We start from the raw sequence: 18,974 nt of genomic DNA, 5'->3' as shown, positions 1-18,974 counted from the left end.
CTCGGTTGAATACCTCCATTCTTATGGCAATGACCAATAGCATCAATTGCATCATTACTGCTAAATTGATAAGTAAATTCATATCAAAAAAGGAGGCGTTCCGTGCAGTTTCGTCAGATGCGCCATTTCATCGTCGTTGCCGAAGAGCTTCACATGCACCGGGCTGCCGAGCGTCTTAACATGGCGCAGCCGGCGCTGAGCCAACAAATCAAGGCGCTTGAGGAACGTTTGGGCGTCACGCTCTTTAGCCGGGCGAACCGCCGCTTGACCCTGACTCCCGCTGGTGAAGCGTTTCTGCTGAAAGCCAGACTCGCCATCTCCCTGACCGAGCAGGCGGTTCTGGACGCCAGGCAAACGGCAAGGGGTGAGCAGGGGTGTTAAACCTGGGCTGCGTGTCGAGCGCGATGTTCGACGGCAGGCTGCCCGCCGCGCTGCGCCAGATGCATACGCGCTGGCCGGACATCACCATGTCGCTGGTGACGGGAAATGTGCAGACGCTCTACGCTGCCGTGCAGAGCAATCAGCTGGATGTGGCCATCATACGGGCTCCCTTGCCCACGCTGCCTGACGATCTGCAGAGCCGACCGTTCACCGCCGAGAAAACGGTGCTGGCGCTGTATCGTCAGCATCCGCTGGCGGGCTCATCCGCGCTGACGCTCGCCTCCGTTAAAGATGAAAAGTGGATCTCCCTGCGCGACCCGGAGGGGATGGGGCTGGAACAGTACTTTTACAACGCCTGCAGCGGAGCGGGTTTTCAGCCGAACGTGGTACAAAACGCGACCGACGTGCCCACCGTGATAAGCATGGTCTCGGCGGGGTTTGGGCTGGCGCTGCTGCCCGCCTCGGCAAAGGCGGTGAGCGTCGAGAATGTGGTTTACGTGGACATCCTCGACCGGCTGCGGGAGAGCGAGCTGACGCTGGTTTGCCACCGGATTATCCGCTCAGAGGTGCTTAAAAAGTTTCTGCTTACCCTCGATCACACCTGACGTCCGGCGGCCAGCAGCAGCTGCTCGCGCAGCCAGATATTCGCCGGATCATGGCTATTTTTCGGGTGCCAGTACATGTTGATGGTAATCGGCTGGAGCGGCAGCGGCAGCGGCGGCGCGAAGAGATCCAGCGTGCTGGCAAACTGTTTCAGCATCCGCTCCGGCAGGGTGCACACCAGGTCGGTACCGGCCACAAGCGCAGGCGCCACGGCGTAGCTCTGCGTCGACATGGCGACGTGCCGCTGGTGGCCCAGCCCTGCGAGGGTTTGATCGACAAAGCCGGTAAACGGATCCCCCGCCGATGACACTACCAGATGAGAAAGGGCGCAGTAGGTTTCCAGATCTAACGGTCCTGTCCCGCGCGGATGGCCTTTGCGCTGTGCGGTGGCAAACGCGTCGTCGATGAGTTTGCGTCTTACCCAGCCGTCGTGGGCTCCCGCGCTCACGCCGATGTAGATATCCACATCGCCGTTTTCCAGCTGCTGCGGCAGTTCGGCCATCTGAGGCAGGGCAAAGCGCAGGCGAACGCCGGGGGCTGCTGCGCCTGCCTGGTTAAGCAGCCCGGTGCCCAGCATCAGCGCCGGGTTTTCATGCAGCGCGATAACAAAGGTCCGGCTGCTGGTTTGCGCCTCGAAGGCGGTGGGGGCAAACATCGCGCTGATGCCGCGCAGTACGCTCTCCACCTGCGGCCTGAGCGCCTCCGCTCTCGGCGTGGGTAACACCCCGCGTCCATGCGGGGAGGGAATAAACAGCGGTTCGCCAAAGAGCGAACGCAGGCGCGCGAGACGGGCGGACATCGCCGGCTGGCTGATGCCCAGCCGCACGGCCGCATGGGTGATGTTCCTGTCCTGGAGCAGGGCGTCCAGGGTCAGGAGCAGGTCTATGTCCATCTCAGTGACCCGCGTCATCTTATTTCGCGCCGCTGGCGTCCCGGTTGGTATAGGTTACCGGTACCCAGGCATAACCGCTGCTTTCGCCTTTGGTCACGTAGCCGATACCCGGGAAAGGCAGATGGGGCGCGGCCACCAGATCTTTATTTTTCACAAAGTCCGCAAACGCGTGCTGGCGCACGCCTGCCGCTTTGTTCTGATCTTCATCGTAGGTGATTGTCACGTCAGGCTGCGGGAACTGGACCGCCGCGGCGTGAATAATGTCGCCCACGAAGGTGATCTTCTCGCCTTTGCTTTCCAGGGTATAAAACGCTGAACCCGGCGTATGTCCTGGATGAACCGTGCCGGTAATGCCCGGAAGCAGTTCAGAGGTGCCGCTAAACGGCACGACCTTGCCGGCGTCCAGATAGGGCTTTAAGGTCTTCTGCGCGATGGTAAAGTAGTTCTTGCCGTAGCCGGTTTTTTTCTGGTTGTCGTCGTTAAAGAAAAAGTCGATGTCCGGTTTGCCCACGAAAACGCGGGCGTTGCTGAACACCACCTTGCCGTCTTTTACCAGGCCGCCAGAATGGTCGGAGTGGGCGTGAGTCAGCAGGACTTCAGTAATGTCCTGCGGCTTAATTCCCTGCGTGGCGAGGCTCTCAATCAGACGTCCGCCGTTGCCGGGGCCAAAAAGCTGGCCTGAGCCGGTATCCACCAGAATTTTATGTCCGGGCATCGCAATCAGGAAGGCGTTGATGGACACCTCAGCCGGGTTAGTCTGGAAATTTTTCGCCAGCAGTGCATCAATGTTTTGCGGCGTTGTCCGGCGCAGCAGCTTGTGCAGATCCTGCGCGACGCTCCCGTCGGTAAACGAGGTGACAAGCACATCGCCGACCTGAACGCTGTATCCGCCCGCCGGTTGTTTAACAACGTGCTGAGGCGTCAGTGCCGACGCCTGCAGCGCAGGGTAGAAAAGCAATGAACTGGAAATCAGCGTGGACAGAGCAAGTTTTTTCACGGTAAGCATACGAGTCTCCTTTGAAAGCGCTCATCTTACTTCTCCGTAAAATTATAAGAACCTGCCTAATAATGATAGGACCTATAAATGGGATGGATAGTAAACCGAAGGGCCGGTAAGGCGGGCGATGCCTTTCCCGGCCAGTAAAATATTATTTTTTCAGGGAGGCGTTCCAGCTGTCCAGCGTGGCTTTCGACCAAGCGCCATAAGCGGCGTTAGGTAGCACAATCCAGTCATCGCCAAAGTGCGCTTTGCTGGCTTCAACCAGCTCACGCTGCTGCTCGCTCGGCTTTTTGTTTTTAAACTGCACGGCGAAATCCGGCAGGCTGTCGCCAAACAGCATCACGATCTGCTGCTTTTTGAGGATGCTCTGGCGACGCTCTTCCTTGCTGACCGTATCCAGAAGCACGCTTTCATCGGATACCTGCGGAAGTCCGAGGGCTTTTAACGTCCTGAGCGTATCGGCTTTATTTTCCTGCATGCGGTCCGAGACATAATAGATACGGACATTGCTTTGATTCACATGGTCAAGAAACGCCTTCGCGCCGGGAATTAAGCCGGGTTTTCCCTGTTTCTCCCAGTCGCTCCAGGTGTCCCATTTTGTATAGTCGTGACACTGCTCCGTGTCGCGCACCAGCAGAGGGGTGTTATCCAGTACTGTTTCATCCAGATCCATTACCACGGCGTAATTTTCAGGCGTTTTAAGGTCTTTTACCTTTTCGTTGAAACGCTCGGTGGCAAACCGATACGTCTGCAGCTGAAGAGCCATAATCTCTGCCGATTTCTGCTGATAGCGCAGCGCCATTTCGTACGCTTTGGGTTCACACAGGTCGCGCTCAGCGGCCGTTGCCGTTGCACTCAAAACAGGTAATGCCAGCAGTAATGCCTTAGCCATTGAATTCACACTTCTTTCCTCAACACCGTGGTTAAAATCCCGAAAGCGTAATGAAATCTAATGACAGAAATATGAAGGCTGCGTTGCTACACCAGCATGTAATACCAGAACAGGGCGACTTCGTCTTTTTCCGGTAAGGCGTTGTAGAGAAAACGATCGTATCCGCCCAGGGTAAACCCGTAGTGACGGTAAAACAGACAGGCAGAGACGTTCACATTTTGTGTTTCAAGCCGTAATCCCGGCGCGTTTACGCTGCGGGCCCAGACGTGGGCGGCGGCCATCAATTTTTGCGCAGCGCCGGTTCTGCGTTTTGTTCGCTCAACGGCAATATAATCCACTGAAATAAACTTATTCCAGCCGATTGACGCAGTAATAAATCCGGCTATTTCACCGTCATCCGTTTCGGCGATAAGAAATATGGCGTCCGGGTTAACGCAGTGGTTTTCAAGGGTTTGAATGTCGAGCTCATAGGTTTTTGTCCAGGGCTCGGCGACGGCTTCAATATGCAAATCACAGTGGATAAAGGGCTCTCGCGCAATATGGCTAATGGTGAAAGAAAAGTCACAGCATTCAAGACGTACAAGGTCAGTATTTAATCCTTTTCGAATCTGCATAGTATTCCCTGTGGTGAGTTATTTCATAAAGAATAGACGAAGCGGTTAAATCCGCTGAGCTAACACACTTTTCATCCTGAACTAAGCTTGTACTTCGTTTCGCGTAAAATGCGGTCATTCGAGGACAAGGAATGGAATTCAGAACATTTCAAAAGCAGTGGGGTGCTGAGTTTATTTCCGATGACGTGGTACGTTTTCGCGTCTGGGCAGAAGGACAGAAAGAACTTACGCTACGACTTGCCGCCACCGACGTGCCGATGACGGCAACCGGCGACGGCTGGTTCCAGGCTGATGTGCCCGGCGTCGCGCACGGCGCAGAGTATCAGTTTGTTCTTCAGGACGGCATGACGGTGCCCGATCCCGCCTCGCGCGCGCAAAAAGGGGACGTTAACGGCCCCTCCGTGGTGATCGATCCCCGACGCTATCAGCCAGTCAACCGGGACTGGAGCGGGCGTCCGTGGGAAGAGACGGTTATTTACGAACTGCACGTTGGCACCTTTACCCCGGAGGGAACCTTCCGGGCGGCCATCGACAAGCTGCCGTATCTGGCAGAGCTCGGAATTACCCAGCTTGAACTGATGCCCGTCTCTCAGTTTGGCGGATCCCGCGGGTGGGGCTATGACGGCGTGCTGCTGTACGCTCCGCACGCCGCCTACGGTACGCCGGAGGATTTTCACGCGTTTATCGACGCCGCGCACGGACTGGGGCTTTCGGTGGTGCTGGATATTGTGCTCAACCACTTCGGCCCGGAAGGGAATTATCTGCCCTTGCTGTCGCCCGCATTTTTCGATGCGGATCGGATGACGCCGTGGGGCAACGGCATCGCTTACGAGCGCGAACCGGTGAGGCAGTACATCACCGATGCACCGCTTTACTGGCTGACGGAATATCGTCTGGATGGCCTGCGGTTTGATGCCATCGATCAGATCAAAGACACCTCGGATACGCATATTCTTGAGGAGATAGCCGAAAAGATCCGAGAAGCGATCCCGCACCGTCACGTTCACCTGACCACGGAAGACAGCCGCAACGTGATTTTCCTGCATCCGCGAGATGAACAGGGAAATACGCCACTGTTCACCGCCGAGTGGAATGATGACTTCCACAATGCCGCCCACGTGTTCGCCACCGGAGAAACACACGCCTACTACCAGGATTTTGCCTTTGAGCCGGAGAAAAAGTTCGCCCGGGCGCTGGCGGAAGGCTTTGTCTACCAGGGCGAGATTTCTCTGCAAACCGGTCAATCGCGCGGCGTGGAGTGCCACACCCAGCCGCCACCGTTCTTCGTCGATTTTATTCAAAACCACGATCAGACCGGGAATCGCGCCCAGGGGGAGCGGCTCATCACGCTGGCGGGCGCGGAAAAGACCCGCGTGCTGCTGGCGACGCTGCTTCTTTCACCCCATATCCCGTTGCTGTTTATGGGCGAAGAGTTCGGAGAAACCCATCCGTTTCTGTTCTTCACCGATTTCCATGGCGAACTGGCAAAAGCCGTACGGGAAGGGCGCGCGAAGGAGTTTACCGGCCATGCCGGGCACGATGAAACCGTCCCCGATCCTAACGATTTGAACACGTTTGTTCGCTCAACGCTCGACTGGGATAAGCTGTCACAGGAGGAGGGAAAATCATGGCTGCGCTTTACCCGAAGCCTGCTCACGCTGCGACATCGCCATATCGTCCCGCTGCTGCGCCAGGGCGGAACCGTTGAGGGCAAGATCCTGCATACGGCGCACGGCAGGGTCGCGGTGAGCTGGCAGTTCCCGCAGGGGACGCTGTCGCTGGCGCTGAATATTGGCAAAAAACCTGCCCCAATGCCCGAACTGGCCGGAGAAACTCTCTTTAGCTGGCCGGAGACGGGAGACATTTTGCCGCCGAACAGTATTGTTGTTCGCTTTGCTGATGGAGAAGCCGCGTTATGATCCCTTCCGCCACGTACCGCATACAGTTTCGCAATGGCATGACGTTTGACCGGGTGGTTGCTCTGATCCCGTATTTCCGCGATCTCGGCATTAGCCATCTCTATGCGTCACCTGTTTTTACCGCGACAACGGACTCCACCCACGGCTATGACGTCACCGATCCCAACGAAATTGACCCCGCAATAGGCGGGCGAGACGGTTTTAACCGCATGGCCGCGGCGCTCAGGCAGGCTGGCATGGGGCTGATACTGGATATTGTCCCTAACCATATGTCGACCTCGCTGGAAAACCGCTGGTGGCGAGACGTGATTGAGCATGGCAAACAGAGCCGCTACGCACGTTATTTCGATATCGACTGGTCGCGACCGCTGACGCTGCCGTTTCTTGGCGATACCTTTGAGGCGGAGCTGGAGAAGGGTGCAATCAGGCTTCATCGTGACAGTGTCACGAATAAGGCCGCGATGGTCTATTACGACACCGCCTATCCGCTTAACCCGGGTACCTGGGACGAGAACAAAAGCATCGCCGAACTGCACGAGGCCCAGAGCTGGCGGCTGATGTCATGGCGCGAAGCACCGAAGCAGCTTTCGTGGCGACGCTTCTTTGAGATAACCGGGCTGGTCGGCGTCCGGGTTGAAGACGAACAGGTTTTTCACGACACGCACCGCCTGATCCTCGAGCTGGTTCACGACGGGACCGTTGACGGCCTGCGCATTGACCATATTGACGGGCTTGCGGATCCGCTGGAGTATCTGCAGCGCCTGCGCCAGGCCACCGGGCCAGACTGTTACATCACGGTGGAGAAAATCCTCGCGAAGGGAGAACAGCTCCCGGCCGAGTGGCCCGTGTCCGGCACGACGGGGTATGAATTCATCGCGTCGCTGGCGGAGGTGTTGGTGGATGACAATAGCCTGGCGCGTCTGGAGAAAGTCCATAACGAGACGCTGGGCGTTACGGTCGATCGGCAAAACGCGCTGCGGGATGCCAAAGGGCTGATGACCGACCGCAACTTCGAAGGGGAATTCACCACGCTTCTCAACCTCGCCCGCGATTTGGCTCAGCACAACGGCGTTGAGATACAGACGGATGATATTCACCATGCGTTACGCGAACTGCTTATCGCCTTTCCGGTTTACCGCACCTACGGGACGGCGGAGGGGTTAACGCCTTCTGACGTTACGCTGTTGAGCCGCGTTGTCGCCAGTGTGAACGCTTCAGAACCCGCGCTGAGCCTGATCGTGCGTATTCTGACCGGCGATCTGCCGGAGCGTGACCGCGATTCGGCCACCCTGTTCAGGACCCGTTTCCAGCAGTTGACCGGGCCGCTGATGGCGAAGTCCGTGGAAGACACGCTATTCTTCCGCCACAACCTGGAGCTTGCGCTTAATGAAGTGGGGGCCGACCCGACGCCGCGCGCCTTCTCGCTATCGCGTTTCCATCAGGAGATGCGCATCCGTCTTGCCCGTCAGCCCGACGCGCTGCTGGGCACCTCGACGCACGACACCAAGCGCGGGGAGGATGCCCGGGCGCGCCTGTACACGCTGACCGAAGCGCCCGAGCAGTGGGGCGAAAATCTGGCCCGCTGGCGGCAGATGAACCAGACGCACGTGCGTTTCCTTAACGACGGTACCGCGCCGAACGCCGCTGATACCTGGATGATTTATCAGGCGCTGGCTGGCGTCTGGCCTGCCACACTCTCACCCGACGACTGGGACGGGCTGCAAACCCTTGAAGCGCGTTTCCTCGGTTTTATTGAAAAAGCGCTGCGCGAGGCCAAGCAGCGAACCGACTGGATAGACAGTAACGAGAGCTACGAAAACGTGGTGATGGACTATGTTCGTCATCTGCTGTCGCCCGACAACACGCTGTTCCTGCATGATTTCAGTGAAACCTTACAGCCGTTTGTTCGAGCGGGCCTGATGAACAGCCTGAGCCAGACGGTGATTAAACTTACCGCGCCCGGCGTACCGGACATCTATCAGGGCAGCGAAGCGCTCAACTTTAGCCTGGTTGACCCGGATAACCGACGCGAACCGGACTTCGCCGCGCTGGTGCAAAACCTCAGTACGGCGAACTCCACGGTATTTAACGACGAACAGTGCTGGCGGGACGGACGCGTGAAGCAGTATGTCACTGCCACGCTGCTGCGGCTGCGTCCGCACTACCCGTCGCTGTTCCGCTACGGCGACTGGCTGCCGCTTAAAGTGACCGGTGAGCGTGAGGAGCATCTGATTGTGTATGCACGCGTGAAGGACGACGAGGCGCTGATTGTTGCTGTGCCGCGCCTGGTTTTCACAATCACCAGTCACGAAAAACTGTGGGTCAATACCTCGGTAGCCATACCCGAAGAGCTGGTCGGGAAGCGCTATCGCGATGTGTTCAGCGGTGAAAGCCGCGTTCTGCAAGAGACGCTGGATCTAACGTCAGAAAAGGGATGTGCATTGGTTCTGCTTACCTGCGAATAATCGTGGAGAACGAAAATGGCAAAGGATAACAGGTTTGAAATTCGGGCCGGTCACGGCCAGCAGTTGGGCGCAAACTACGACGGAAAAGGCGTGAACTTTGCGCTCTTCTCCGCGCACGCAGAGCGGGTGGAGCTCTGTCTGTTTGACCCGTCCGGCAAAACGGAAATTGCCCGGCTGGAACTCCCGGAATATACCCATGAAGTCTGGCACGGCTACGTGCCCGATCTAAAGCCTGGCGCGCTGTACGGCTATCGCGTCTATGGTCCTTATGACCCGGAAAACGGCCACCGCTTCAACCCGCATAAGCTGCTTATCGACCCGTACGCGCGTGAACTGGTGGGCGATATCGACTGGAACGACGCCCATTTTGGCTATGAGCTTGGGCATGATGAACGGGATCTCAGTTTTGATACTCGCGACAGCGCGCCGTTCACGCCCAAATGCAAGGTTATCGATCCGGACGCCTTCGACTGGCAGGACAACAACCGACCGGAGGTGCCATGGCCGCATACCGTTGTCTACGAGAGCCACGTGAAAGGCTTTACCCAGATGAACCCGGCCATTCCGCCCGAACTGCGCGGGACGTTTGAGGGGATGGGACACAAAGCCTCGGTCGATTACATCAAGAGTCTTGGCATCACCTCGGTTGAGCTGCTCCCGGTTCACTGGTTCCCTGACGACCAGCATCTGCTTGACCGCGGGCTGAAAAACTTCTGGGGATATAACACGCTGGGCTTTTTCGCTCCGGCGTCGCGCTACTACGGCCCGGCGGGGATCCAGGGTTTCCGCGACATGGTACGCGCGTATCATGATGCGGGCATCGAGGTCATTCTGGACGTGGTGTATAACCATACGGCGGAAGGCAACGAGCTTGGGCCAACGCTCTCGTTTAAGGGCATTGATAACTACAGCTATTACCGCACGCTGCCCGACCAGCACCGGTATTACATTAACGACACCGGGACGGGAAACACGGTCAACACCTCGCACCCGCGCGTGCTGCAGATGGTGATGGACTCCCTGCGCTACTGGGCGGAATCGATGCATATTGACGGTTTTCGCTTTGACTTAGGGACCATACTTGGCCGCGAGCCGGAAGGGTTTGATCCGCGCGGCGGTTTTTTTGACGCGGTCACCCGGGATCCGGTGCTCTCTAAGCTTAAGCTTATCGGCGAACCCTGGGATATCGGTCCCGGCGGCTATCAGGTCGGCGGTTTCCCGCCGGGCTGGGGCGAGTGGAACGACAAATATCGCGACACCGTCCGCGAATACTGGAAGGGCGATAACGTCTCAACCGATTTTGCCGCGCGTCTGCTGGGCTCCGGCGATCTCTACGATCTGCGCGGTCGTCGTCCGTGGGCCAGCGTTAACTTCATCACCGCTCACGACGGCTTTACCCTGAACGACCTGGTGTCGTACAACGAGAAGCACAACGCCGACAACGGAGAAGATAATAACGACGGGCATAACGATAATCGCTCGTACAACTATGGCGAAGAGGGGCCGACGGAGAACCCGGATATTATTGTCACGCGCGAGCGGCAGAAGCGTAATTTCCTGACCACGCTGCTGTTCTCCCACGGCACGCCGATGCTGCTGGCGGGCGACGAGTTTGGCCGCACGCAGAAGGGCAATAACAACGGCTACTGCCAGGACAGCGAGATCTCGTGGATAGACTGGAAGGGGCTATCCGAAAACGACGAGGCGCTGCGCGACTTTACCCGCCGTCTCATTGCCCTGCGCGCTTCACAGCCGTTACTGCGCCGTGAAAGCTGGCGCGACGGGCTGGAGATCCGCTGGTTTAATGCCGGAGGCGGGCCGCAGCAGGAGGAACAGTGGGATGAGGGCTCGACGCTTGGGGTCTCCATCAGCAGGCCGGATCTCAAACAGGAGGACGGCATCTGGCACGATGTGCTGATGTTGTTTAACCCGTTTGAAGGCCCGGTGGCGTTCCAGATCCCGCAGTTTGGGGAAGGTGGATGGGTGCTTGAACTGTCTACGGCTGAAGATACTGCCGCCGGAACGGTTATCACCCAGGCCGTAGATTACGAACTGGCCGGACGCAGTATCTCGCTTTTCAGACGTCCTTAACTCACAGCGATGCCGCCGCCCGTGCGGCGGTATCATACAGGGAGGAGATCGTGCGCAGCAGCTGCGCGGTCTCCCCGATAGACGTTCCTGAAATACCGCTCTCTCCATGAATGTTAATCAGGCAGGCTTCCCGCACGTCGCGGTACTTCATGCATAAGGCTTTGCCTTCCTCCGTGGTTGAGAAAAAGAGCTCCTTGCCCGCTTTCTCACTCGTCACATAGCCCGCTTTCACCAGTTTCTTTAGCGCATAGGTCACCACGTGCGTGTCCTCCACGTTCAGGACAAAGCAGATATCGGCCAATTTTTTCTTGCGGTTGCGATGATTCACATGATGCAGCAGCGACACGTCAAATGCCCCCATATCCGGCTCGCCGGCAGCCGTCATGCAGCGCACCATCCATTTGTTAAACGCGTTGCTGGTCATGATCAGCGCGTATTCCAGCTCCGATAGCTCCGCACAGCGTTCCGACACCAGGTGGCGAGAGGAGACGATGCGGCCATCCGTAATATCGTCGTGGTTTGAGGCAACACTCTTTTTTGAGGTCATAACGTTCCTTAGCCAGAAATGTAAACTCATCGATAAAATAAGAACATTTTATTGATAAATTGTTTACATGTTTTTGAGGTTCAGATATAGCTTTTTAGCGCAGGTTTTGCGAAGCCTGCCAACAAAACACAACATCGCTCGCCGCAAATTAAAAAAATAGCCGTCGGCGCGCAACGCTCACTTTGGATAGGGTAAACGTTTATGGACGGTACTACGCTGTTGCCGCTGATCGGGATACCGATCGTGGTTATTGGTTTTGCACTGCGCTTCAACCCGCTGCTGGTGGTCGTGGTGGCGGGGCTGGCGACGGGTCTGCTGGTCGGGATGGATTTCGGGATGCTGCTGGAGACCTTCGGCGAAAAGTTCGTGAATAGCCGATCGCTGGCCACCTTCATCCTGATCCTGCCGGTGATTGGTCTGCTGGAATACTACGGGCTTAAAGAGCGCGCCCAGGCCTGGGTGGCGAAGATCGCCAGCGCCACCTCGGCGCGTATTTTGATGCTCTACTTTGTGGCGCGTGAAGGGACCGCGGCGCTGGGTCTGATGTCTCTTGGCGGCCATGCCCAGACGGTGCGCCCGCTGCTGGCCCCAATGGCCGAAGGGGCGGCGCTGAACGAATATGGCGAACTGCCGCAACATATCCGCGACAAAATCAAAGCCCATGCCGCCGCGTGCGACAATATCGCGGTCTTTTTTGGCGAAGATATCTTTATCGCCTTCGGTGCGGTTCTGCTGATTGACGCCTTCCTGAAAGAGAACGGGATCCAGGGGATCGAACCGCTGCATATCGGCCTGTGGGCTATTCCCACCGCCATTGCGGCATTAATTATTCATATGACGCGCCTGCTGCGCCTGGATGCAAGCATTCGTCGCGACGTCATGGCCTGGCGTGCAGAGCAGGGTAAACAGGAGGTGGCGCAATGATGACGCTTATCACCATTAACCGCGTGTACTACCTCATCGGCTTTGTCGTGATGCTGCTGGTCGTGATGACCCTGCGCGATCGCGCCAATCCGAAGCGTTTTACCACCGCGCTGTTCTGGTTTTTATTCGGCGGGATCTTCCTGTTTGGCGATCTGATGGTACAGGAGCTGGGGAAATCGCTGGCGTACCGGATCATTGGCGGCGGCGTCATCGCTATCGCGCTGCTGGCGGGCTTTGGACTGGTCGGGAAAGGGCACTATAAAATGGCCTCCGACGAGGAGCGCGTTGCCTCATCGAACCGGCTCAAAAACTGGCTGTTCCTGCCCGCGCTGATGATCCCGGCGGTGACGGTTATCGGGACGCTGTTCCTGAAGGGCGTGTCGATTGGCGGCGTTTATCTTCTCGACCAGAAACAGCTTACCCTGGCGGCGCTGTGCGTGGCCTGCGTCGCGGCGATCCTCACCGGATGGTGGCTAACGAAGGGGACACCGCTGCACGCTATCCGCCAGTCTCGTCGTCTTGTCGACACCATCGGCTGGGCGGTGATCCTGCCGCAGATGCTGGCGATGCTTGGCGGCGTGTTCGTGGCGGCCAATACCGGCGATTCGGTGCAGAAGGTGGTCAGCCTGTTCGTGAACCCGGATAGCCGCTTCATGCTGGTGGTGATTTACTGCGTGGGTATGGCGCTGTTTACCATGATCATGGGTAACGCCTTTGCCGCTTTCCCGGTATTAAGTGCCGGTATCGCCTTACCGTTCCTGATTAACGTGCATCACGGCAACCCGGCACCGCTGCTGGCGATTGGCATGTACGCGGGCTACTGCGGCACGCTGATGACGCCGATGGCCGCGAACTTCAATATCGTTCCCGCCGCGCTGCTGGAACTCAAAGACAAATATCAGGTGATCAAGATCCAGATCCCGACCGCGTTAACCCTGCTGGTGGTGAACGTGTTCTTAATGTATTTCCTCGTGTTTCGCTAAGGAGCTGATATGGAATTAACGCAACATCAGGCAGACGCGTTTGCCCGCATGCCTTTGACCTATTTGCGCCAGGAATACCCGAACCACATCATGCACCTGCTGAATGATGATGGCGATGTTCTGCCGCCTCGCGAGCTGCACCCCATTTTCTACGGCTGTTTTGACTGGCACTCGGCGGTGCACGGCTACTGGCTGCTGCTGCGCTGCTTGCGCCTCTATCCTGAGCTACCGTGTCGGAATGACATCGTCGCGCTTATCGACGAGCATCTGACCGACGAGAACGTGGCGAAAGAGCTGGCCTATTTCACCGCGCCGTTCCGCGCGTCGTTCGAACGTCCGTATGGCTACGGCTGGCTGCTGGCACTGGCTCAGGAGCTGAAACAGTCGTCGCTGCCGCAGGCCGCAGGCTGGTACCAGACGCTTGAGCCGTTAACCCAGGATATTCGTAACCGGCTGGTGGATTATCTCAGCAAGCTCACCTATCCGATCCGCGTCGGAACGCACTACAACACGGCGTTTGCCCTCGCGCTGGGGCTGGATTACGCCCGTGCCGTGCAGGACAGCGGGCTGGAGCAGGCGATTCTGACGGCGGCTGAGCGGTTTTATTTCGCCGATACGCGCTATCCGGCGCACTACGAACCGGGCGGCGATGAGTATATTTCCGGCGCGCTGACCGAGGCGCTGCTGATGAGCAAGGTAACGGATAACTTCCCGGCATGGTTCGATAAATTCCTCCCTGACGTAGAGACTGTTGCGGCACTGATGAACCCGGCGGAGGTGAGCGACCGTTCCGACCCGAAAATTGCCCATCTGGACGGGTTAAACCTCAGCCGCGCCTGGTGTATGAAGCACATCGCAAAGGCGCTGCCGGAGAACCATCCGGGACAGCAGGCGCTGCGTGATGCCGTGGCGAAACACCTGACGGCAAGCGTCGAGCACGTGGTGGGCAGCCACTACAGCGGCGGGCACTGGCTGGCGAGCTTTGCGCTGCTGGCGCTGGAGTAAATAAACGCGTCGTCTTTTTTGCCGGGTGGCGCTGCGCTTACCTGGCCTACATTGTAGGCCAGGTAAGCGTAGCGCCGCCGGGCGAATCAGGCTGATGCCCGAACGGCGGCGCGCAGTCGGCTCAGGCTAAACAACACCGACTCGGCAGAGGCGACCACCGCAGTCCACAGCGCAAAGTGAACGGCCTGGTCCGAGCCCGTCGTCGCGGCCAACCAAACACCCACCACGGCCGCCCCCAGACACTGCCCGAAGGTCCTGACGATGGACAATACCCCGGACGCATAGCTGGCATTCTCCCGCGCCACGTTAGCGAGCATTTCCCGATTATTAGGGCTCTGGAAGCAGCCAAACCCAATACCGCATACCAGACTGCGCAGGCAGATATCCCATGTGGGAGGGCTTGCGGGTAACGTCGCCAGCAGGATCAACCCAACGGCAAAAATCATCAGCCCGATGGTGGAAATCAGCGGCGCGGAAATCGTATCTGCCCAACGGCCCGCGTGAGGGGCAATCAACACGATGCCAATCGGCCAGGGCGTGAACAGAAGGGCCGATTCCAGCGGGCTGTAGCCATACACGCTCTGAAACATAAACGGCAGCGCGATAAAGGTGATGCCCTGGCTGACAAACGACGCAAGTGAGGTGAGTGCGGCGAGCGTAAAGCGGCCGTTGCGGAAGATAACGGGGGGCAGTAAGGGGCTTTGGACGCGGCGAATATGCCAGATGAAGGCGGTGGCGCTGAGCAGGGCAATACCCACCCAAAACACCGCCTCATGGCTGACGTGCTGGAAACTGTTCGCGGTCATGATTGTCGAACCGAGCAGAATCGCCGAGAGCACCGCACCTGCGGTGTCAAAGGGCGTTTTACTGGAAGCCGAACCGCGCGGTAACGCCTTCCAGGCCAGCAGCAGTGCGACACTTCCCGGAATAATGTTAATCGCAAACAGCCATTCCCAGCGCAGCGCCTCCAGGATCGTGCCGCCCAGCACCGGCGCTATGGCCGTGCTGGCGGCAATCAGCAGGGCGTGCAGCCCCAGAACGCGGCCAAGCAGTCGTCCAGGGAAAACGGAGCGCAGTATCGCCGGGGCGATACTCAACGTGGCCGCACCCCCTATGCCTTGCAAAACGCGCATCCCGATCAGCATGTCCGGCGTCGTCGCCAGCGCGCAGCCAAGGGAGGTAAGCGTGAACGTCGCAAGACCCGCCAGAAACACCGGGCGATAGCCCATGCGCGCTGCCAGCGCCGCGAAGATAGCCAGCGTCATCGCCGCCGACAGCAGGTAACCGTTGGCAAACCATACTGCGACATTCGCAGAGACCTGCATCGCGCTCGCCATGGAGGGCAGCGCTACGTTAATCATGGTGCCATCAAAGACGCCCATCAGCGTGGTGGTCATCAGCGCGACCATGACCCGAGCACGTTCATGTCCCGGTAATCCCTCATCGCCGGGCTGGTTTGAAAACAGCGTCATGATATTTACTCCAGAAAAGAATAGTGATGACGAAACTATAATCATGGGGTATACAAGGCGGAAGACGCAGCCTGTGCATTCATTCGTTGCGTATAACGCCTTATATGAGGAGATAACGTGACCGACCCTGATTTCAATTTGCTGGTTGCCCTCGACGTTTTGCTGGCTGAAGCCAGCGTAGCCGCTGCGGCGCGGCGTCTAAACCTGAGCACCTCCGCCATGAGCCGAACGCTGAGCAGGCTGCGTGAAGTGACCGGCGATCCGATTCTGGTTCGGGCCGGACGTCACATGGTGCTGACGCCCTGGGCAGAAGCCACCCGGGACCGGGCCAGAAACGCCGTGCACGAGGCGAGGGCGGTGCTCCAGCCCTCCACCGAGACGCTTAACGTCCAAACTCTGGCACGACTTTTCACCATTCGGGCAAATGATGGCTTCGTAGTGGCCTTTGGTCCTGCCCTGATTGCCGCCGTTGCCGCGGCTGCCCCTGAGGTCTGTATACGCTTCGCACCGAAGCCTGAAAAAACGTCGCGGTATCTGCGTGAGGGGCTGGTTGACCTGGAAATTGGCGTACAGAGCAACATGGGACCGGAGATACGTTTGCAGCGGTTATTTCAGGACCGGTTTGTGGGTGCGGTACGCAAAGGACATCCGCTGGCCGCGCTGTCGGCAATCAGCATCAACGATTATGTGTCATGGGGCCATGTGGTCGCCTCGCCTGACGGTTCGTTACACGGCTTTGTCGATGATGTTTTGGCGGAACAGAGTATGAAACGTAAAGTGGCCAGCGTGGTGCCGGGCTTCCCGACGGCGTTATCCGTGGCGCTGGCATCCGATCTCATTGCGATGGTGCCCGCACTGTATCTGCGCAATCAAACCATGACGGAAAGTTTGCACGTCTTCGAACTGCCGTTTAAAGCCCGGACCATTACGGTTTCCCAGATGTGGCACCCGCGAATGGAGCAGGATCCGGGGCACCGCTGGTTGAGAGAGAAAGTGCGCGAAGTCTGTCAGGATGCGCAGTGAGCCTTAGCGCGATATCGCCTTTGGCACAGACAAGATAAACCGCGTCGAGCGAGCGTCAGATTCCACACGCACTTTTCCATGATGGGCAACCACAATGGATTTGACGATGGCAAGCCCGATCCCGCTGCCTTCGCCTTTACGTTGCCTGGACGGATCCACACGATAGAAGCGGTCGAACAGTCTCGGCAAATGCGCTTCGGGGATGGGCGTGCCGGGGTTTTCCATCATCAGAACAAAATAGCTATCTTGTTCTGTGAGTGAGACGGTCACAGCCTGTCCTTCCGGCGTATAGCGCAGGGCATTGGATAACAGGTTATTGATTGCTCGCCTGAACATCTGGGGATCGCCTTCAACCAGGCAGGGCATCCCGTTGAATTTCAGCGTGATGTTGCGCTCTTCCGCCCAGGCTTCGAAGAAATCGAAAACTTTCATCACCTCTGCACGTAAATCAAACATGACCCGGTCAGGGATCAGCTGGTTATTATCCGCCTGGGCGAGAAACAGCATGTCGCTGACCATGCGGGTCATCCGGGTGTACTCTTCAAGGCTGGAATAGAGCACGTCTTCAAGCTCTTTCTGGGTCCGGTTCTGGCTTAGGGCAATCTCGCTTTGCGTCATCAGGTTGGTGATGGGGGTTCTGATTTCGTGCGCGATATCGGCAGAAAAATTGGCCTGACGGGTAAAGACATCCTCAATTTTTTCAATCATATGGTTGAAGGAGATCACCAGCTGTTCCAGCTCAACAGGCACGCGGGACGGCTCCAGCCGCACATCCAGATTTTCAGAGGTGATATTTTTGATAGCGGTGCTGACGTTACGCAGGGGCAGGTGTCCCTGGCGAACCGCGATGCGGATGACAAGAATAATCAGCACGCTGATAACAGCAGCAATCGCGAGCAGATTCTTTTTCAGCGCATCGAGGTAGTGAAGATGAAAATTGATGGATAGCCCGATAAGCATGACGTAGTTCTGCGTTTTTCCCTGAAATGCAGCCGTTCCAGAAGAGGCGATAATTCGGTAGGTTTCCATTTTCATTTCGGGGCCGGAGTGCGCGGGCATGGACGGGTCTTCTACCGTCCAGAGAAACACATCCTGCGCGCGGCGGTGTGTGCCAAAATCCGCCGTATTTACCGCAGGGCGTAATGCCGCGCCTTGCGCTGAACTGAACAGTTCTTTCCCCTGAGGATCCAGAAGCAGCACGGCGACGTTGCGGTAACTGGCAATCGACTCTTTGATTTTACTGACCTTTCGTTCATCGGGATCGGCCGGTGACTGCAGTATGCGGTGCATTGCGGTACTGATTTGCTGCAGATCGCTAATATCCTGTTCGGCAAAATGCTTTTCAACCGAATGCAGCATAAACCAGGTAAAAGCGAAAAAAGCGAGGATCGTAGAGAGGCTGATAAAAAACGTCAGCCTCAGGGCAAGAGAGAATGGACGCCTGGCGGGCTTATTTTGCATCCGGCGCCTCCAGCATATAGCCGACGCCGCGGACGGTCTGGATCAGTTTTGGCTCATAATCATTATCTATTTTGGCGCGCAGGCGCTTAACCGCGACGTCGATGGCGTTGGTGTCGCTGTCAAAGTTCATGTCCCACACCTGCGAAGCAATCAGGGAGCGGGGCAGGACTTCGCCCTGATGCCGGATGAAAAACTCGAGCAGGCTGAACTCTTTACTGGTTAACAGAATACGGTTTCCGGCGCGGGTGACTTTCCGGGAGATGAGATCGATCGTCAGGTCCGCCACGTTGAACTGGCTCTCGGCTATCGCCGTATTACCGCGCCTTAGCAGCGTTCTCACCCGAGCGAGAAGCTCAGCAAACGCGAAAGGTTTTACCAGGTAATCATCTGCGCCCAGCTCAAGCCCCTTAACCCGGTGTTCAATCGTGCCGAGGGCCGTCAGTAACAGTATCGGCATCCCTTTCCCGGCAGAACGCAGCATGCGGACGATATCCCAGCCGTTCACATCAGGCAGCATGATATCCAGAATCAGTAGATCATACCCGGCGGTCATGGCGAGATGATATCCGTTCAGGCCATTGTCAGCGTAGTCCACCACAAAGCCCGCCTCCGTCAGCCCCTTGCTGAGGTATTCGCCCGTTTTAATCTCGTCTTCAACGATCAGTATTTTCATCTTGCTCCCCTGACTGGCTGCTAGCGACA

The 18,974-nt window shown here is 57.5% G+C and carries 15 protein-coding genes and 1 pseudogene; 8 read left to right on the top strand and 8 right to left on the bottom strand.

Translation table 11 applies throughout. The features are described from left to right. Positions 1 to 102 precede the first annotated feature (102 nt). Positions 103 to 986, top strand: a pseudogene (locus EXW94_RS04280) (LysR substrate-binding domain-containing protein). Here EXW94_RS04280 and EXW94_RS04275 read toward each other — a convergent pair. The 4 genes from EXW94_RS04275 to EXW94_RS04260 form a co-directional block, all read right to left on the bottom strand. Next, complete coding sequence (locus tag EXW94_RS04275; RefSeq protein WP_174339574.1) at positions 977 to 1,894, bottom strand: LysR family transcriptional regulator; 918 nt, start codon at positions 1,892 to 1,894, stop codon at positions 977 to 979. The pseudogene EXW94_RS04280 and the gene EXW94_RS04275 overlap by 10 nt on opposite strands. A gap of 1 nt (position 1,895) precedes the next feature. Next, positions 1,896 to 2,882, bottom strand: coding sequence for an MBL fold metallo-hydrolase (locus EXW94_RS04270; RefSeq protein WP_174339573.1), 987 nt, complete (start codon positions 2,880 to 2,882; stop codon positions 1,896 to 1,898). Between the two features lie 142 nt (positions 2,883 to 3,024). Continuing rightward, entirely contained in the window at positions 3,025 to 3,777 is a 753-nt protein-coding gene (locus EXW94_RS04265; RefSeq protein WP_120158172.1) for a 5'-nucleotidase, lipoprotein e(P4) family, read from the bottom strand. Positions 3,778 to 3,854: 77 nt separating this feature from the next. After that, a complete protein-coding gene (locus EXW94_RS04260; RefSeq protein ID WP_108417439.1) occupies positions 3,855 to 4,382 on the bottom strand; it encodes a GNAT family N-acetyltransferase in 528 nt (175 codons plus the stop codon). A 131-nt stretch (positions 4,383 to 4,513) separates the two neighbouring features. Between EXW94_RS04260 and treZ the strand changes: the two genes are divergently transcribed. From treZ to glgX, 3 genes are read left to right on the top strand one after another with little or no spacing between them, the layout of a single operon-like run. Continuing rightward, positions 4,514 to 6,301, top strand: coding sequence for a malto-oligosyltrehalose trehalohydrolase (gene treZ / locus EXW94_RS04255; RefSeq protein ID WP_108417440.1), 1,788 nt, complete (start codon positions 4,514 to 4,516; stop codon positions 6,299 to 6,301). After that, positions 6,298 to 8,766, top strand: a complete 2,469-nt coding sequence (gene treY / locus EXW94_RS04250) for a malto-oligosyltrehalose synthase (protein ID WP_174339572.1) — start codon at positions 6,298 to 6,300, stop codon at positions 8,764 to 8,766. The genes treZ and treY overlap by 4 nt, the downstream gene beginning before the upstream one ends. Positions 8,767 to 8,781: 15 nt before the next feature. Then, positions 8,782 to 10,857: a glycogen debranching protein GlgX gene (gene glgX, locus EXW94_RS04245; protein WP_174339571.1), complete on the top strand. Its 2,076-nt coding sequence runs from the start codon at positions 8,782 to 8,784 to the stop codon at positions 10,855 to 10,857. A 1-nt stretch (position 10,858) separates the two neighbouring features. Here the strand turns inward: glgX and EXW94_RS04240 are convergent, their stop codons facing one another. Further along, complete coding sequence (locus EXW94_RS04240) at positions 10,859 to 11,404, bottom strand: winged helix DNA-binding protein (RefSeq protein ID WP_010431247.1); 546 nt, start codon at positions 11,402 to 11,404, stop codon at positions 10,859 to 10,861. A gap of 201 nt (positions 11,405 to 11,605) precedes the next feature. Between EXW94_RS04240 and EXW94_RS04235 the strand changes: the two genes are divergently transcribed. The 3 genes from EXW94_RS04235 to EXW94_RS04225 are packed head-to-tail and all read left to right on the top strand — an operon-like array spanning position 11,606 to position 14,316. Then, on the top strand, positions 11,606 to 12,328 hold the full coding sequence (locus EXW94_RS04235) for a DUF969 domain-containing protein (protein WP_010431244.1): 723 nt from the start codon (positions 11,606 to 11,608) through the stop codon (positions 12,326 to 12,328). Beyond that, the gene (locus tag EXW94_RS04230) at positions 12,325 to 13,311 is read left to right on the top strand and encodes a DUF979 domain-containing protein (RefSeq protein ID WP_174339570.1); all 987 of its coding nucleotides are present in this window, start codon (positions 12,325 to 12,327) and stop codon (positions 13,309 to 13,311) included. Before EXW94_RS04235 ends, EXW94_RS04230 begins: the two co-directional genes overlap by 4 nt. 9 nt (positions 13,312 to 13,320) lie before the next feature. Then, on the top strand, positions 13,321 to 14,316 hold the full coding sequence (locus EXW94_RS04225; RefSeq protein WP_174339569.1) for a DUF2891 domain-containing protein: 996 nt from the start codon (positions 13,321 to 13,323) through the stop codon (positions 14,314 to 14,316). Between the two features lie 86 nt (positions 14,317 to 14,402). On the opposite strand, the gene EXW94_RS04220 is transcribed toward EXW94_RS04225, so the two are convergent. Continuing rightward, positions 14,403 to 15,788 carry an MFS transporter gene (locus tag EXW94_RS04220; RefSeq protein WP_174339568.1) on the bottom strand — a complete coding sequence of 462 codons (1,386 nt, stop codon included), beginning with the start codon at positions 15,786 to 15,788 and terminating at the stop codon, positions 14,403 to 14,405. Positions 15,789 to 15,905: 117 nt separating this feature from the next. Here EXW94_RS04220 and EXW94_RS04215 point away from each other — a divergent pair, with 117 nt between their 5' ends. Then, positions 15,906 to 16,811, top strand: coding sequence for a LysR family transcriptional regulator (locus EXW94_RS04215; RefSeq protein ID WP_174339567.1), 906 nt, complete (start codon positions 15,906 to 15,908; stop codon positions 16,809 to 16,811). Positions 16,812 to 16,814: 3 nt separating this feature from the next. Here the strand turns inward: EXW94_RS04215 and EXW94_RS04210 are convergent, their stop codons facing one another. After that, positions 16,815 to 18,272, bottom strand: a complete 1,458-nt coding sequence (locus tag EXW94_RS04210) for a Cu(+)/Ag(+) sensor histidine kinase (RefSeq protein WP_174339566.1) — start codon at positions 18,270 to 18,272, stop codon at positions 16,815 to 16,817. Continuing rightward, positions 18,262 to 18,945, bottom strand: coding sequence for a copper/silver response regulator transcription factor (locus EXW94_RS04205; RefSeq protein WP_100166640.1), 684 nt, complete (start codon positions 18,943 to 18,945; stop codon positions 18,262 to 18,264). Before EXW94_RS04205 ends, EXW94_RS04210 begins: the two co-directional genes overlap by 11 nt. Between the last annotated feature and the right edge of the window lie 29 nt (positions 18,946 to 18,974).

This window comes from Enterobacter sp. JMULE2, from assembly GCF_013337145.1.
GTDB lineage: Bacteria > Pseudomonadota > Gammaproteobacteria > Enterobacterales > Enterobacteriaceae > Enterobacter > Enterobacter mori.
The sequence above is the reverse complement of the archived record's forward strand: the minus strand, read 5'-3'. Positions and strand labels throughout refer to the sequence as shown.

What these genes read in the sequence shown, in the direction of transcription:
- EXW94_RS04275 (WP_174339574.1), bottom strand. Translation starts at nt 1,894, where the DNA reads ATGACGCGGGTCACTGAGATGGACATAGACCTGCTCCTGACCCTGGAC.
- EXW94_RS04270 (WP_174339573.1), bottom strand. Translation starts at nt 2,882, where the DNA reads ATGCTTACCGTGAAAAAACTTGCTCTGTCCACGCTGATTTCCAGTTCA.
- EXW94_RS04260 (WP_108417439.1), bottom strand. Translation starts at nt 4,382, where the DNA reads ATGCAGATTCGAAAAGGATTAAATACTGACCTTGTACGTCTTGAATGC.
- treZ (WP_108417440.1), top strand. Translation starts at nt 4,514, where the DNA reads ATGGAATTCAGAACATTTCAAAAGCAGTGGGGTGCTGAGTTTATTTCC.
- treY (WP_174339572.1), top strand. Translation starts at nt 6,298, where the DNA reads ATGATCCCTTCCGCCACGTACCGCATACAGTTTCGCAATGGCATGACG.
- glgX (WP_174339571.1), top strand. Translation starts at nt 8,782, where the DNA reads ATGGCAAAGGATAACAGGTTTGAAATTCGGGCCGGTCACGGCCAGCAG.
- EXW94_RS04240 (WP_010431247.1), bottom strand. Translation starts at nt 11,404, where the DNA reads ATGACCTCAAAAAAGAGTGTTGCCTCAAACCACGACGATATTACGGAT.
- EXW94_RS04235 (WP_010431244.1), top strand. Translation starts at nt 11,606, where the DNA reads ATGGACGGTACTACGCTGTTGCCGCTGATCGGGATACCGATCGTGGTT.
- EXW94_RS04230 (WP_174339570.1), top strand. Translation starts at nt 12,325, where the DNA reads ATGATGACGCTTATCACCATTAACCGCGTGTACTACCTCATCGGCTTT.
- EXW94_RS04225 (WP_174339569.1), top strand. Translation starts at nt 13,321, where the DNA reads ATGGAATTAACGCAACATCAGGCAGACGCGTTTGCCCGCATGCCTTTG.
- EXW94_RS04220 (WP_174339568.1), bottom strand. Translation starts at nt 15,788, where the DNA reads ATGACGCTGTTTTCAAACCAGCCCGGCGATGAGGGATTACCGGGACAT.
- EXW94_RS04210 (WP_174339566.1), bottom strand. Translation starts at nt 18,272, where the DNA reads ATGCAAAATAAGCCCGCCAGGCGTCCATTCTCTCTTGCCCTGAGGCTG.
- EXW94_RS04205 (WP_100166640.1), bottom strand. Translation starts at nt 18,945, where the DNA reads ATGAAAATACTGATCGTTGAAGACGAGATTAAAACGGGCGAATACCTC.